At 55.5% G+C, this 13,201-nt stretch carries 17 protein-coding genes; 15 read left to right on the top strand and 2 right to left on the bottom strand.

Translation table 11 applies throughout. From position 1 onward, the window contains the following. Window positions 1-309: 309 nt before the first annotated feature. Both E1J53_RS24145 and E1J53_RS07200 read right to left on the bottom strand, forming a co-directional pair. Entirely contained in the window at window positions 310-1,731 is a 1,422-nt protein-coding gene (locus tag E1J53_RS24145) for a mechanosensitive ion channel family protein (RefSeq protein ID WP_216650019.1), read from the bottom strand. 207 nt (window positions 1,732-1,938) lie between these two features. Beyond that, window positions 1,939-3,387: a hypothetical protein gene (locus E1J53_RS07200; RefSeq protein ID WP_134270900.1), complete on the bottom strand. Its 1,449-nt coding sequence runs from the start codon at window positions 3,385-3,387 to the stop codon at window positions 1,939-1,941. Between the two features lie 373 nt (window positions 3,388-3,760). Here E1J53_RS07200 and E1J53_RS24440 point away from each other — a divergent pair, with 373 nt between their 5' ends. The 15 genes from E1J53_RS24440 (at window position 3,761) to E1J53_RS07130 (ending at window position 13,200) form a co-directional block, all read left to right on the top strand. Then, window positions 3,761-3,889, top strand: coding sequence for a hypothetical protein (locus tag E1J53_RS24440; protein ID WP_256366175.1), 129 nt, complete (start codon window positions 3,761-3,763; stop codon window positions 3,887-3,889). 113 nt (window positions 3,890-4,002) lie between these two features. Continuing rightward, on the top strand, window positions 4,003-4,455 hold the full coding sequence (locus E1J53_RS07195; RefSeq protein ID WP_134270901.1) for a hypothetical protein: 453 nt from the start codon (window positions 4,003-4,005) through the stop codon (window positions 4,453-4,455). A gap of 46 nt (window positions 4,456-4,501) precedes the next feature. Then, window positions 4,502-5,029 carry an aspartyl/asparaginyl beta-hydroxylase domain-containing protein gene (locus E1J53_RS07190; protein WP_134270902.1) on the top strand — a complete coding sequence of 176 codons (528 nt, stop codon included), beginning with the start codon at window positions 4,502-4,504 and terminating at the stop codon, window positions 5,027-5,029. Window positions 5,030-5,087: 58 nt separating this feature from the next. Further along, on the top strand, window positions 5,088-5,621 hold the full coding sequence (locus E1J53_RS07185; RefSeq protein WP_134270903.1) for a hypothetical protein: 534 nt from the start codon (window positions 5,088-5,090) through the stop codon (window positions 5,619-5,621). A 320-nt stretch (window positions 5,622-5,941) separates the two neighbouring features. After that, window positions 5,942-6,151, top strand: coding sequence for a class I lanthipeptide (locus E1J53_RS07180; protein WP_134270904.1), 210 nt, complete (start codon window positions 5,942-5,944; stop codon window positions 6,149-6,151). A 61-nt stretch (window positions 6,152-6,212) separates the two neighbouring features. Then, on the top strand, window positions 6,213-6,413 hold the full coding sequence (locus tag E1J53_RS07175) for a class I lanthipeptide (RefSeq protein ID WP_134270905.1): 201 nt from the start codon (window positions 6,213-6,215) through the stop codon (window positions 6,411-6,413). Between the two features lie 68 nt (window positions 6,414-6,481). Beyond that, window positions 6,482-6,691, top strand: a complete 210-nt coding sequence (locus tag E1J53_RS07170) for a class I lanthipeptide (protein ID WP_134270906.1) — start codon at window positions 6,482-6,484, stop codon at window positions 6,689-6,691. Between the two features lie 154 nt (window positions 6,692-6,845). After that, on the top strand, window positions 6,846-7,049 hold the full coding sequence (locus E1J53_RS07165; protein WP_134270907.1) for a hypothetical protein: 204 nt from the start codon (window positions 6,846-6,848) through the stop codon (window positions 7,047-7,049). 24 nt (window positions 7,050-7,073) lie between these two features. Further along, a complete protein-coding gene (locus E1J53_RS07160) occupies window positions 7,074-7,277 on the top strand; it encodes a class I lanthipeptide (protein ID WP_134270908.1) in 204 nt (67 codons plus the stop codon). Between the two features lie 34 nt (window positions 7,278-7,311). Further along, window positions 7,312-7,509 carry a class I lanthipeptide gene (locus E1J53_RS07155; protein ID WP_134270909.1) on the top strand — a complete coding sequence of 66 codons (198 nt, stop codon included), beginning with the start codon at window positions 7,312-7,314 and terminating at the stop codon, window positions 7,507-7,509. A 2-nt stretch (window positions 7,510-7,511) separates the two neighbouring features. After that, window positions 7,512-7,715, top strand: a complete 204-nt coding sequence (locus E1J53_RS07150; RefSeq protein ID WP_134270910.1) for a class I lanthipeptide — start codon at window positions 7,512-7,514, stop codon at window positions 7,713-7,715. 157 nt (window positions 7,716-7,872) lie between these two features. After that, window positions 7,873-8,070, top strand: a complete 198-nt coding sequence (locus E1J53_RS07145; RefSeq protein WP_134270911.1) for a hypothetical protein — start codon at window positions 7,873-7,875, stop codon at window positions 8,068-8,070. A 50-nt stretch (window positions 8,071-8,120) separates the two neighbouring features. After that, window positions 8,121-10,559, top strand: coding sequence for a TonB-dependent receptor (locus E1J53_RS07140; RefSeq protein WP_134270912.1), 2,439 nt, complete (start codon window positions 8,121-8,123; stop codon window positions 10,557-10,559). Between the two features lie 167 nt (window positions 10,560-10,726). After that, window positions 10,727-11,980, top strand: coding sequence for a hypothetical protein (locus E1J53_RS07135; protein ID WP_134270913.1), 1,254 nt, complete (start codon window positions 10,727-10,729; stop codon window positions 11,978-11,980). A 2-nt stretch (window positions 11,981-11,982) separates the two neighbouring features. Next, entirely contained in the window at window positions 11,983-13,200 is a 1,218-nt protein-coding gene (locus E1J53_RS07130) for a lanthionine synthetase LanC family protein (RefSeq protein ID WP_134270914.1), read from the top strand. The last annotated feature ends 1 nt before the right edge of the window (window position 13,201 follow it).

Here is a 13,201-nt window from a genome sequence, read left to right as displayed (position 1 = left end):
TAGAGCCTGGGACCGTCCTTTCCACATTCTCCGCGCCGAAATAAATCCCCGAAGGGGTTTCTTGCGGGAGAATGTGGAAAGCACTCAGGAATAACTTTTAACCAGACACAGTTTATTGAACTATCCCTAGCCTGGCGTCCGAATACCATTAGACGCAACGGGTCAAGCGCGAAATTTTTATCACCTACACGAAGCAATAGCTCCCCACCAAAATACCAACAGACTAAAATACCAACAGACTAAAATACCAACAGACTAAAATACCAACAGACCAACAGACCAACAGACTAACGAACCAACAAACCAATCCTACTCCTCCTCCTGCGGCGCCGGGCCGGTAGAACGAATCCACACATCCCGCTGCGGGAAAGGAATTTCAACGCCCCGGGCGCGGAAGGCATCATCGATGGCAAAGCGGATGTCACTCTTCACGTCTTCAATGCCCACGAAGTTGCGGGAGAAGAAGATCAGATCAAAGAGCAGCGCCGAGTCTCCAAAATCGAGGAAACGCACGACGGGCTTAGGGAAATCCAGGGCGTGCGGATGTTCCTTGGCCACGTCCAGCAGGATTTCGCGGACCAGCTTGGTATCGGAGCCATAGGCGACGCCGACGGCAACGTGAAAGCGGGCCTTTTTTTCTACCTGGCTCCAGTTGGTCACGTTCTCCCCGATCAACTTACTGTTGGGGACGAAAACTATGATGTCGTCGCGGGTCTCGACCGTACTCGTGCGGGCGCCGATCTTCCGGACGGTCCCGACCTGATGGCCCTGGAGTTCTACGACGTCTCCGACTTTAACGGAACGCTCGAAGAGAATGATGATGCCACAAATTAGGTCGTTGAAGGTTTGCTGGAGCCCGATACCGATACCTACCAGCAGGGCGGCGGCACCGGTCCAGAGCACCACCAGGTCGAAGCCCGCGATCTGGAGCACCAACAGTACCCCGAAAACGTAGACGAAGTAATTCAGGAGGCGGTTGATGGCATACTGCTGCCCCCGATCCAGTTTGCGGCGATTGTAGTAACCGTTCAGGATCAGGGTGATGAAAAGCGTCAGGGCCACGCGGATCGCCATCAACGCAATGATGGCCCACCCAACGTCCTCAACGGTGATGACCCGGGGCAGTAAGTTCACCCCGCCGGTACCACTGAATATGTGGAGGATAACCCGTCCTACCCCGATATCGTGAAGGATGAAAACAATCGCTACGCCGTAAAGCAGTGGACGGACGGCCCGGAAATTTTCCTCGGCGTTCTGGAAGCGTTTACTGGAACCGGCGGCCTTTGGGTTACGTAGCTTTTGCAGGTGCAGTCGCTGGGTAAGAAATTCCTGGGCCAGGAAGTTAAACAGGCTCGCTCCCCCCAGTGCCAACATGGCCTTCACCACGTGACTGATGTGGATGCTCAGGATACGCGGTGGGAAATCGTATTCTTCGGTCTCCTTCCAACTCTGAATGATGGTCTCAATGATGGTGAGGTCAATGTTCAGAATCTGGAGGGCGGAGATCAGGATCAGGCTGATGATGGCCAGCACCACACCGCGACGGGTGCGGGTCCGGTTTTTTTCGCTCGTGGTTTCCCGGCTGTAGTACCAGGGAAGAATGCGGTTCAGGAGAAACCAGCCGACGATCAGCAGGAATATGATGATGGCCGCCAGATTAGTGACCTGTTCACTATCCACCATCATGCCACGGTATTCAAATAGCCGCGTTTTATTGAACCATTCCATCATCGTTTAGCCAAGGTAGTAAGAATGCGGAATACGACCGCCACGGAGGACCGTGATTCCGGGTAAAGAAGACAAGGAATGTCAGCACATGAATAAATCGGATGCGTGTGGTGGCTTCACCCGTAAGCTGTTCAATAGTAATCGGGCCACGGAGGGCAGGTGCCGAGGTCGTCCGTCCGGCCATGAAGTGGGATAATGATCACCCGGCGGTCAGAGCGTATCCAGCATAATTTCCCAGAGGTCTTCGTAGGGAATGATCTCCTGATCGTAGCTCTGGTTCATGACGTCGGTGGGGGCTTCGGTGAGCAGTCCGTACAACTTGGCCGTTTTCCGCTCCACTTCCGCCCGCTCAAAATTCCGCTTTACGATTTCCAGTACCATCCGCAGGAAGATGTTGCTTCGGTAATTGACCTCGGGGTTGAGGTACCGGTCACGGTATTTGGCCAGGGCCTCAAAGCGATCAATGAGCTCATCGTACCCTTTAGTCTGCAGCAACAGCACAATTTGAGACAAGAGGATCGGTACGTTCAGGCCCCGCTTATCTTTCGAAAAGGTAGGTACGTTATTCAGGTAGCGCCGCAACCTGAAGGTTCGCTTTCCCTTGACTTTCTGCTCGGACAGCCGCCCCGACTTGACCAAAATTTCCTTGTAGGCCGCAAATATCCGCCAGGTTTCCTGGATGTACTCCGGCATGCGGCTAAATCTGGGACTGCTCATCACTTCCAGAAATACGGCTCGGCTGACGTCGTAGCGGCGGGAGTGTATACTCAACATGAAGGACATTTCCTTAGCCTTAAACCAGTTGAAGGAAGACTTTACGGCCTTGAGCTGAACCAGCAAATCATCCAGGACGGCGGCTCCCTCCTCGTAGCGTTTCATGGCAATGTAGCAGGCCGTCAGGTTCACCGATATACCGTAGAAGGCCACCCGGTCCAGGTAGCGGTAGTTCTTCACCCGTTCCCGGATGGGGGAGCCCACCTCAATGGCCTGCTCGTATTTATGCTCGGCCATCAGGGCGTAGAGCTTCAGAATGTTATAGACATAATAGGAACGAAGCGTGTCCGGAGATTCCGGGAGGGCTTCCAGCTTCTGGAGGTAGCCCGATATTTCCTTGACGATGTACTCCTTGCTGGAGCGGTTCTTGGTGTATTGTACCTGAATATTCTTCAGGTAAATATTACAGAGCACCTGCTTCCTCAGGATTTCCGTGTAGGTGATTATTTCCTCGTTGACCTTTTGCAGTTCATTTTCCCGACCCTCTACCGTGAGGGTATTGCTCAGGCGCGTCAGGGCACTCAGGTACTCGTGCACGAACTCATACTGCCCCGCTATTTTCAAAGTTTTCTGCGTCAGCGTATCCGCATTTTTGCGGGCGCCGAGCAATCCCAGCATCCAACTGAGCGCATGATAATACTGGCATTGCACCATTGCCTCCCGCCGGGAACTCAATTTGCTCCGCTTCGCGTCCACAAAAAATGCCGTGTTGTACAGCCTTTCCCTCAGCTCATGTTTCAGCTTGTAGTAAGGATTTTTATTCGTTGACCCCGGATAGAGTTGGGCGAATGCCTCCTCATCACAGGTGACCTTACCGTCACTAATCAACTCATAAAGCTGATACAACTTGGTACCATCTGATTGTCCATGTTCAATGATGGACACAGATTTTGTTTTGTTTTTATTGATCGAGGAGACCAGTTCAAGGAGTTTCTGCACAGCAATTATTTGGGATTAACGTGAAGCAAAAAATGGCCGCTTTCTCAGCAAGCGGCGCCCTGAAGCTGGAGGGATAATTTTGAAAAAAAGCGAAAAACCAGAATAAAACAATAGTAAAACACAGGAAAAACCAAGAAAGATTTGGGTGGGTTATAAATATCTATATGTAATTAGTATCCAATCATAAACATATAAAAATAACAATAATAAAACCAAAAATGGGGGAAAGAAATGCCATTTTCTTGTCCTTTTGCCGGCTTATGGGGGGCAGCACCTTTACAGCGTAAACAGCAAAACACTCACCCATAAATACCCAATCATGACTGCTGCATTCTACGCTATCCTCATCGCCCTTAACCTCATCATGAGCCCCGAGGAGTTTGACAACCTCACTCCGGAAGAACAGGAGCAGCTCACCATTATCGTGGAAGACGAATACGACATTTAATTACAAAAATGGCAAAATCTGGGGGTAAGATTTGAATAAAACTTGTCCTGTTTTTCGGCCCCGCTTCGATCTTCCTTTGCCACTGTCAATACGAAAAGACAAAAATCGAAAACATGTTCCAGTATCCTTCCATAGAACTTGCCGGCGGCCGAATGAATGGCGAATCTACGGATTCTGCTGTACCGGCATCACCCCACCGGATCAGAGTGGATGTGATTCTGGGAATGCCCAAGCACGACTGCCGGTTTCACGGCATCTGCAAAATTGACGAGGAGGGAAAAAACAACTCTCCCTACTTAGGTCCCGGTGATTTTATCTCCGGCTGGTTGATTCCCTACAACGAATCATGTTGCCTTCTACTGGAGGGCAGTCAGCTTTCGGCCACTCGTGAAGCCTATCATTTTGACCGGGACTGCATTACCCTGAGTGCTCCCGTCCAGATTGGGCACCTTCCCATCAGCGATTACTGCGGGGAGAACTATCTCCTGCCGGGAGATTACCCCCTGCATCACGTACCACCATATTACTTAACCCAAATAGCCGTCCGGAAAACCGACCTCGTATAATGAAGGTCCTGCTCCAGCCGACAACAATATTCTAAATACGATAGCCATGCAAAAAGAATTCTACGATGATCTTCAGATTGAACTTGCCCGCGACTTAGAAGCTGCGGCGGGTGACATCCGCCAGGAATTTGAGAAAATGGAGCTGGAGAGCCTGAGTCTCAACTGGCACGAAAAGCAGATCTACAACCAGGGCTGGAGCATTTTCGGTTTCCGCTGGCAAGGAGAAGATCTATCCCCGGCCTACCGGCTCTGCCCCGTAACGGCGGCCATCCTCAAGAAACACGAAGACCTGATCCAGACGGCTGGATTTTCCACCCTCAAACCGGGTACCATCATCTATCCTCACGTTGGCATGACGGACGAGGTGCTGCGGATGCACCTTGGCGTAATCGTGCCTGAAGGCGACCTGGCGTTGCGCGTGGGTAATACCATCCGCCACTGGGAAGAGGGAAAGACTTTCATCTTCGACGACACGATCGAGCATGAAGTATGGAATCGTACCCCCCACACCCGGGTCGCCCTCCTTATTGATCTGAAAAAGGAATTACTGCCCCTGCCGGTAGCAGTTTCTTAGCAAAGCATCCTCCGATGATTGATAGATATATCGATGACATCCGAAAAAGTACTTCCTCATGGGACAACTGGCCAAACTCTACGCCTATCCACTGCGGCGGCATGACGAAAACTCCTTCGTTTTCACCACAGAGAAAGGTAATTCCTACGCTATTCGATTCGTCCGGTATTGGCAGGAAGACGTACTTCCCATCTATCTAGGAATTGACCTGGAGATCTACGAGATCTACTTCGAAGTAGTCAAAATCCAGCACAAGGGGTATGATGCCCGGATTCAGTATACGCTGATGGATACCATCATCGACTTCCTCTCGGTGAACAACCGCATCGGGTTCTTTGATATCGAACGGGAAGACGGTCGGGGTAAAGAACTCCTGAGGGTATACAACATCTGGTTAAAGATGTACGAAAAAGCAACCGGCAAAACGGGAACGATGGTCAACCGGATCGTGCACAATCCCGGTCAGTCCAATTCCTACATTGCCTGCATCATCCACCGAGACAATCAAATCCTGAACGAGAGCAACACCGAGGAGCTCATGAACCTTGCGCTCCGGGAAATATTCCCCTCCGGTCAGGTAGAAAGCTTCTGATCCCCTTAATAAAAACCCAAAAACAACTGCCATCTCGGCACCACTTTAAACGATAACCCCCGGGTTATCTCTGGCACCTTATTCCTTCACCAAACCTCTTGCTATGTACGCTTTGTGGGCACACCAACATTTCCATCCCCTTTGGGGGAAATAACTGGAACAACGCTGAAGTGGAACACTTCAACGCCCGAGCGGCGTCCAACGCTCAGGGGCCGGAAAAACAGACTTAAAACCTTTCCTCTGACTCCGGTAACCCATCACTAAGCACATGCCAAATTCATGTCAATTCAATAATTCAATCACCAATAATTCATTCTGTTATGGCCAATGATAATAAGGACCTCAAGCTGGACAAAGAACGCCTCGTACGTCTTCAGGAGCAGCAGCTCAACGCCGCTGCCGGCGGCGCCGAAGATGGCCCTGGCTCTACCACCATCACCATTTCTCCCACCATCGACGTGCCCCTGCTGAACGCCACCGACGGTACTGGAGAAAAAACCAGTGGTAGCTGCTGCAAGAAGTCTTGCTAAAGGCCCTGGTCAGGGCCCCGTGCCCTGTCACTTATCATTCAATAATTCATCATACATAGTAATGGAAAACAACGGTCTCAACCTCGATAAAGAGCGTCTCGTACGCCTGCAGGAACAACAGCTCAGTGCCGCCGCCGGCGGCGCCGAAGACGGCCCCGGATCCGTAGACATCACCATCAGCCCCACGATCGGCCTCAACGCCGTCGACGGCGATGGTACTGCGGACAAGACCAGCGGTAGCTGCTGCAAAAAGTCTTGCTAATCGAACCCGGGGGCCGGGGCTGATTACCGTTCCGGCCCCCTACCGTTAACCTTTCAATCAATTACAAAATGGCAAATAACAACAACCTCAACCTCGACAAGGAGCGTCTCGTACGCCTGCAGGAAGAACAGCTTTCCGCCGCCGCCGGTGGCGAAGGTCCAGGTTCCACCACCATCGTCATCGAGCCCACCATCGGACTGGCGGCCCTGGACGGTGACACCGCTCAGAAGAACGGTGGCAGCTGCTGCAAGAAATCCTGTACGGAGGAGCCCGCTTAATTCATCAAAGTCAACCCTCTTCCGGTTCACCCTTCCCGAAACCGGATGCGCACCCTACTCTATTTCATCCCGGGTTTTCGCGATACGCCCGGAGGAGGGTTGACGATGATGTAGCGAGCAGTGATCATTGTTTTGACTTGAATCAGCCTGAGCTATGCAAAAGAAAAAGAACCTCAAACTGGACGTCGAACGCCTTGCACGACTCCAGGACTGGCAACTGGAAATGCTTACCGCGGGAGCCGACGAAAATAATTTTTCCAAGGTTGGCGGCAACCCGGTCTTCCCCCTGGAGAAAGCCCCGGGAAAAGGTCAAAACCCCCTGGATCCTGCTCCCAGTTGCTGTAAAAAATCTTGTTAATCACCCTTCAAAATTTCATACAAAATGAGTAAGCCAAAATTATCCTTAGACAAGCAATCACTCGCCCGGCTGAAGGACGCCCAGGCCCACGCCATTACCGGCGGTTCCGACAGCCCCTACGAGTCTACCGTAAAAACCATTGGCGCAGACGCCGGCTTCACCCAGGAGCAGGAAATCACCTCTACCCCCAATCAGGACAGCTGCTGCTCCAAAAGCTGCCGTAACTAATCACCTCCCCCGGAGGTACAAAATCTGAAGTACGATGAAAAAGAAACTCAACCTGGACAAAGAAACGCTGGTCAGACTTCAAGCCGACCAGATGCAGGCTGCCGCTGGTGGCGCCGCCGCCTTCGAAAGCAACGTCGACGCCGGCTTCACCGACGACCCCAAGAGCTGCTGTCGCAAAACCTGCAACGAGAAGGAAGAACCCTCTCCAACCGTAGAGCCCGGAATCAACTAATCATGGAAAAGAAACAACTCCAACTCGACAAGCAGGTAGTCCGGCGCCTTCAAAAAGACCAGATGGCTCAACTGGCCGGAGGTAATGAAACTGATAGCCTGATGAGCGGCTGTGTTACCATTAGCCCCACCATCGGTCTTGAGGCCGGTGGCGGCGGAACCAAGGAGCCCGACGAGCCGCTGTCCTGCTGTCGTAAAAGCTGTTAAAAACCAACCCTTATCGACCTACAACTAGCATCTTTCATATTTCGCGGTGGAGGCCGGCACTAGTTCCACTCCTGCCTCAAGTCGGAGTCTACATACCATAGACCAACAGTAGATATACCCATAGCCGCCGGCCTCCCCGCTTTTCAAACCCGAAGAAATGAAGAAATCGCTACTGGTCCTCGAGAAGGACAGCCTGCTACGTCTTGCCCAAGCCCAGCAATCCGCCCTGCCCGATCAGGAATCCGGCCGTCTGTCCGCAGACGCTAAGGATCCCCTTACCCCCCCGGGATTTGGGGGTGGAGGCCGAGGCTCCGGCCTCGGTAGCTTCAGCTGCTGCAGACGTTCCTGCGGTTGATCCGGATTTACCATCTCACGCATCCATCATCACTGAAAATTTATCAAATCATGTTTCACAATACCCAAAAAATAGGTTGGCTGTTGTTCCTGACCCTCGGCTTTAGTGCCGCGGTATTCGGCCAGCAATCCACGGCCAGTATCGAAGGGGCAATTACCGACGCCACGACCGGTAGCTTCGTTGATTTTGCCTCCGTAGCGGTTATGCGTCAGCAAGACTCCACCGTGGTTGACTTTCAACTCGCCGACGAAAACGGAGACTTCATCATCACCGGTATCGCTCCGGGCACCTACTTCCTCAACCTCAACCGCATGTCCTACGAGGACATCCGCACCCCCGCCTTCAGCCTCGAAGCGGGCGAGCGTCGCCGGGTAGACGTGACCATGGAAGCCAGTGCCAATCTATTGAGCACGGTGGAAGTAACCAGCTACCGACCCACCGTAACCTTCGCGGCCAATAAGATGACCGTAGCGGTCGACCAGCTGGTCGGGCGGGACAACAGCAACGGCCTGGAAATTCTCGATCAGGTGCCCGGCATTTTCGTCGATGGCCGCAGCATCACCCTCAACGGGATGGGCAACGTGACGGTCCTCTTCAACGGTCGCCGCAAAACCATGACCGGCCAGCAGGCCGCCACGCTGCTGGAAAGCATCCCCGCCTCCAGCATCAAGTCCATCGTGGTGACCAACGGCAAATCCGTCGACCAGGACGCCGCCGGTTCGGGGGGCGAAATCAACATCATCACCGACCGCAACGTCGAACAACTCTATAACCTCAACCTGAGCAACCGGATCACCATCGACCGGGAGCTGAGCAACAGCCACAACGTATACCTTAACTGGAACGGGCAAAAGCTGCGGTTTAACGGCGGCGTGGGTTTCAACCGAAACTTCTCCTACGGTACCGCCCGACGGAACGAAATCTATTCCGACGCCAGCGGCAACGAAATTGGCACCATCGATCATTTCTCCGAAACGAATACCCTGAACCTGCTGCCCTCCTTTAACCTCGGCCTGGAGTACGACCTGACCGACAACCAGCGCATCGGAGCCAGCGCCAACTCCTACTTCACCGACGGGGAAACCGACCACAACCGACTCTCCACCACCGGCGGCATTTTTGCCGGAGACGACATTCTCTTCCAGGAAGACAATAACCTGAGGGACAACCTCACCACCGCCGACCTGTACTACGAAAATGACCTGGACACGCTGGGCAGTGAGTTGCGCCTCACCCTGGGCTACCTCACGGGCTTCTCCCGGGAAAATCCCATTTTCACCCGCCGCCAGCCCCCAACCATTTCTCTCGACGAGGGAACCCGCCTCCAGGCTCAGCTCCCGCTGGACGGTGCCCAGGTAACCTTCCGGGCCGACTACACGAAGTACCTCAACCCCGATGCGCACTTCAAAATTGGTGCCAAGATCACCGACGGGGAAATTGAAAACTTCGCCACCTACGATACCATCTCCTTCCAGCCGCCCCGCCGGAATCTCGCCCTGAGCGACAGCCTCCGCTACCGGGAGCGCGTCTACGCCGCCTACCTGGCCTACCAGCAGAAAATGGGTGCCTTTGCCTTTGAGGGAGGACTCCGGGTGGAACACAGCGCCATCGAAACCGAAAGCTACAAAGTCAACCTCACCGGAACGCAGGATTACACCAACCTGTTCCCCAACGTGTCGTTGAGCTTCGATGGCGGACAGAAGTTCCGGGCGTCGGTGAACTACAGCTCCTCCATTACCCGGCCGGACTATCTGCAGCTGAACCCCTACGTTCGCTTCGTGGACGCCTTCACCTTCCGGGCGGGTAACAATACGCTGCTGCCCCAGATCACCCACCGGGTGAGCTTCACGGCCCAGTTGTTCCAGTTCCTGAACCTGAACCTGGGCTACATCAACGGCACCAACTACACCCAGGACGTCCGGCGTCTGGGCGAGGATGGCGTGACCACGACCATCACCCCCGAGAACGCCTACCGGGCCGAGGCCATCTACGCCCTGACCACGATTTACTTCCGCTTCGGCGAAGGAGGTCGTCTGCGCGGACAACTCTCCGGCCTGGTGCTGCCCTTCACCTACACCTTCTACGAGCAGTTCCAGGAACCCGGCATCGAGGGGACGCAGGACACCAAGGTGACCATCTCCGGTGGGTCCCAGTACAAGATCACCGACCGACTTTCCTTCGAGAACTCCTTCTACTACCTCCGCGGGCGCACCTACTTCCAGGGCGAGACCGCCGACCGCTGGCGCCTCGGCGTCGGGTTCCGGTACAAGGTGCCCGGTGACGCGCTGACGCTGGTGGTGAACCTGAGCGACGTATTCAACACCTTCAACGCCGCCGGAGACAACTTCTTCCCCGGCTACGCGGGCAACTACTTCTCGGATTTCAACACCCGACGACTCTCCGTTTCCGCCAACTACCGCCTGGGTAAGCTGCGCAAGAATTATCAGCGTGGCCCCTCCGGCGAAGTGGATCGCTTCCGCGCGGAATAACCCGTTACCTACCGGTGTTAACCGGGACTGGACCCAGAAAATCCCGTGGGATCCGGCTTGGCAGGGGGCGCATACGCGCAGGTGCCACGTGGCACGCTTGCTGAGCCGGGGCCCCGGGTAGGGCCCTATCCATGCCATCTTCCTCCGTAAACCTTCAATCGTTCACCATGTCCATCCAGCAAAATTCTCCGGCCATCACGCCCGATCTTGCCACCCGGTTCACGGCTGATCAGGATATCCCCGGCACCCGCACGTCAGTGCCCAATTCCTCCCTGGCCTGCCGCGTAAACACTTCAGAGCCCAATGCTTCCACGGCCGAGGCCATGCGCCGCCTGGACGGTTACCTGGAGCAGCACGAGCCCATCGTGAATCGCTACGATACGGGATTTGGCCTGAACGGACTGAGCCTGTTCTACCTCTTTCGCTTCCTGAAGTGGGGGCACCAGCAGGACTGGCAGACTGCCCAAAAACTGTGCTGGGCCTGCGTGGAGGGCGTGGCCCGGGGCGGCAAGCGGGGCAGCATGCTCATCGAAATGAGCGAACTGGCCACCTTCCTGCGGCACTACGGAAGTACCCTGGACGTGGAGGAATCCGCCGCCCCACTGCTAGCTCTGATTGATGATTTACTGGTCACCCGGATGCGCGCACTCATCGCGCGCCATGACCTGGATGCCTACGAGGGTGCCTTCCAACCCGCCTGGTATTTTGTCCAGTTTCCCGACCAGTTCCGCCATCTGTTTCCGGAAATCCTGCGGGCCATCCCCGCCGACCTAAACGCCACGACCAAGGCCGGGAAGTACCGCTACGCTACGGGCATCAGCCACGGCCTGGCCTGCTGGCTCTCCTGTGCGGCGGCCATCCTCCGGGATCAGCCGCAGGACCCGCTGGCCCGCCGGGAGGTCCGTGCTCTGGTCACTGCCCTGGAGGAGCGGCGGCAAAACCCCGCCGAGGCGGGAGCCTACTTCGCCGACGGATCCCGGGGCGGTAACAGTCGGCTGTCGTTGGCCTACGGTGATGCCGGTATCCTCTTCGCCCAGTGGCGGGGAGCATTAGCCCTGGATGACCGCCGAATGGCGGCCCGGATCCTGCACCGGCTGCGGTGGACGGCCCGTCGGCAGTCGGCCGAAGACACCGGCATTACGGACAATCGCCTGCTGTACGGTCGGCCCGGTGCCTGGCTGTTCTTCCACCGCCTGCACACGCTGACGGGAGACATCACCTTCCGCTCCGCCGCCGAATACTGGCGCGACCAGTACTACGACAACCGCACGAGCGGCACCGACCTGCCGGTATTTGACCGGTACTCCTACCTCGCCATGCAGTCCGTGAGCCTCTACGAAGGCCCCGTGGGCGGCTTCATCACCGAGCTGGCCATTGAAGGAAACTACGACACTTTTTATTCAATCTTTTACCTGAACTAACCATGATCGCTACCGCCAACGGCTTTGAATTAGCCACCGAAAAAATGAGGGAATTTGCATTGGCCTACACGGAGAAGTTCAGCATTTCTCTGATGGGAGGATTGAGTGGAATTGCCCTGTCGGCCGCTCACGTCGGCCGCCACCTGGACCCGAGCTACCAGCAACTCAGCGAAACGATGCTCACCGAAATCGTCAACCGTCTCAACGAGGGCAAACTCCGTACGAGCTCCCTGCACACCTTCTGCTCGGGTCTGGCGGGCGTGATGTACACCCTGGACCACCTGGAAGCCGAGGGCCTGGCGCCGGCCTACCTCCCGGAGACGACCTACGCCACCCTGGTGGACGTCTTGATGAAGGAGTGCCGTAAGGATTTTGCGAAACGCAACACCGACTACCTGCACGGGCCGCTCGGGGTCTTTTTAACCTTCCTGAAGCGGTGGCCGAACCCGGTCGTTGAGCCCGCCATGGACGAAATTATTGACACCTACGTGGCGCAACTCGTTACCGACGATCGCGGAAGCCGGATCTACAACAGCGTCATCATGGAACAGCATCCCGAAGAATACAGCTTCGGGTTGGCCCACGGCCTGGCCGGTCATCAGTTGATCTTCGCCGAAGCCCTGCGGCGGGGCTACCGCCCCGCACTGATGCGGACCCTCCTGCAGGATATCGGACGGTACATGGAAAGCTACCGCCGCCCGGAAAATCCGGAAGAGCAGTGGCAGGTTTTCTATCCCACCTTCGTGGTGGAAAACGATCCCGAGCACTGGGAAAAAGAGCGCCCCGGAGCCTACGTTTCCCGGGTGGGGTGGTGCTACGGAGACATCAACGTGGCCCTGGCCCAACTGAAGGTGGGTAAGGTGATCGGGGACGAGGAGCAATACGCCCGCGGCCGGCGGCTATCCGACCACTTGGCCACCCGACTGGACCCCGCCAACGCCCAGATCAACGTGAACCCCTACTTCTGCCACGGGGCCATTGGCACCTCCTACATGTTTGCCGCCATTGCACGGGAAACCGGCAGCGCGGCCTGCGGCCACGCCCACCGGCACTGGCTCGATCACGCCGAGACCCTGATGCACACCCCCGAGCACACTACCGAACCGGTCACCCGGACCCTCTCAATGCTGGAGGGGTTGCCCGGGGTCAGCCTGGGGATGCTCGGCAGCCTTCCGGAAGCAAATCTCCCCGCCAGCGACTTCTTCCTTCTTAACCTGTAAG

It is taken from the genome of Lewinella sp. W8, from assembly GCF_004375085.3.
GTDB lineage: Bacteria > Bacteroidota > Bacteroidia > Chitinophagales > Saprospiraceae > Neolewinella.
This window is presented reverse-complemented; position numbering and strand designations above follow the sequence as displayed.

Excerpts from the sequence above, each read along its gene's own strand:
- E1J53_RS24145 (WP_216650019.1), bottom strand. The coding sequence starts at position 1,731 with ATGATGGAATGGTTCAATAAAACGCGGCTATTTGAATACCGTGGCATG.
- E1J53_RS24440 (WP_256366175.1), top strand. The coding sequence starts at position 3,761 with ATGACTGCTGCATTCTACGCTATCCTCATCGCCCTTAACCTCATCATG.
- E1J53_RS07195 (WP_134270901.1), top strand. The coding sequence starts at position 4,003 with ATGTTCCAGTATCCTTCCATAGAACTTGCCGGCGGCCGAATGAATGGC.
- E1J53_RS07190 (WP_134270902.1), top strand. The coding sequence starts at position 4,502 with ATGCAAAAAGAATTCTACGATGATCTTCAGATTGAACTTGCCCGCGAC.
- E1J53_RS07185 (WP_134270903.1), top strand. The coding sequence starts at position 5,088 with ATGGGACAACTGGCCAAACTCTACGCCTATCCACTGCGGCGGCATGAC.
- E1J53_RS07180 (WP_134270904.1), top strand. The coding sequence starts at position 5,942 with ATGGCCAATGATAATAAGGACCTCAAGCTGGACAAAGAACGCCTCGTA.
- E1J53_RS07175 (WP_134270905.1), top strand. The coding sequence starts at position 6,213 with ATGGAAAACAACGGTCTCAACCTCGATAAAGAGCGTCTCGTACGCCTG.
- E1J53_RS07170 (WP_134270906.1), top strand. The coding sequence starts at position 6,482 with ATGGCAAATAACAACAACCTCAACCTCGACAAGGAGCGTCTCGTACGC.
- E1J53_RS07165 (WP_134270907.1), top strand. The coding sequence starts at position 6,846 with ATGCAAAAGAAAAAGAACCTCAAACTGGACGTCGAACGCCTTGCACGA.
- E1J53_RS07160 (WP_134270908.1), top strand. The coding sequence starts at position 7,074 with ATGAGTAAGCCAAAATTATCCTTAGACAAGCAATCACTCGCCCGGCTG.
- E1J53_RS07155 (WP_134270909.1), top strand. The coding sequence starts at position 7,312 with ATGAAAAAGAAACTCAACCTGGACAAAGAAACGCTGGTCAGACTTCAA.
- E1J53_RS07150 (WP_134270910.1), top strand. The coding sequence starts at position 7,512 with ATGGAAAAGAAACAACTCCAACTCGACAAGCAGGTAGTCCGGCGCCTT.
- E1J53_RS07145 (WP_134270911.1), top strand. The coding sequence starts at position 7,873 with ATGAAGAAATCGCTACTGGTCCTCGAGAAGGACAGCCTGCTACGTCTT.
- E1J53_RS07140 (WP_134270912.1), top strand. The coding sequence starts at position 8,121 with ATGTTTCACAATACCCAAAAAATAGGTTGGCTGTTGTTCCTGACCCTC.
- E1J53_RS07135 (WP_134270913.1), top strand. The coding sequence starts at position 10,727 with ATGTCCATCCAGCAAAATTCTCCGGCCATCACGCCCGATCTTGCCACC.
- E1J53_RS07130 (WP_134270914.1), top strand. The coding sequence starts at position 11,983 with ATGATCGCTACCGCCAACGGCTTTGAATTAGCCACCGAAAAAATGAGG.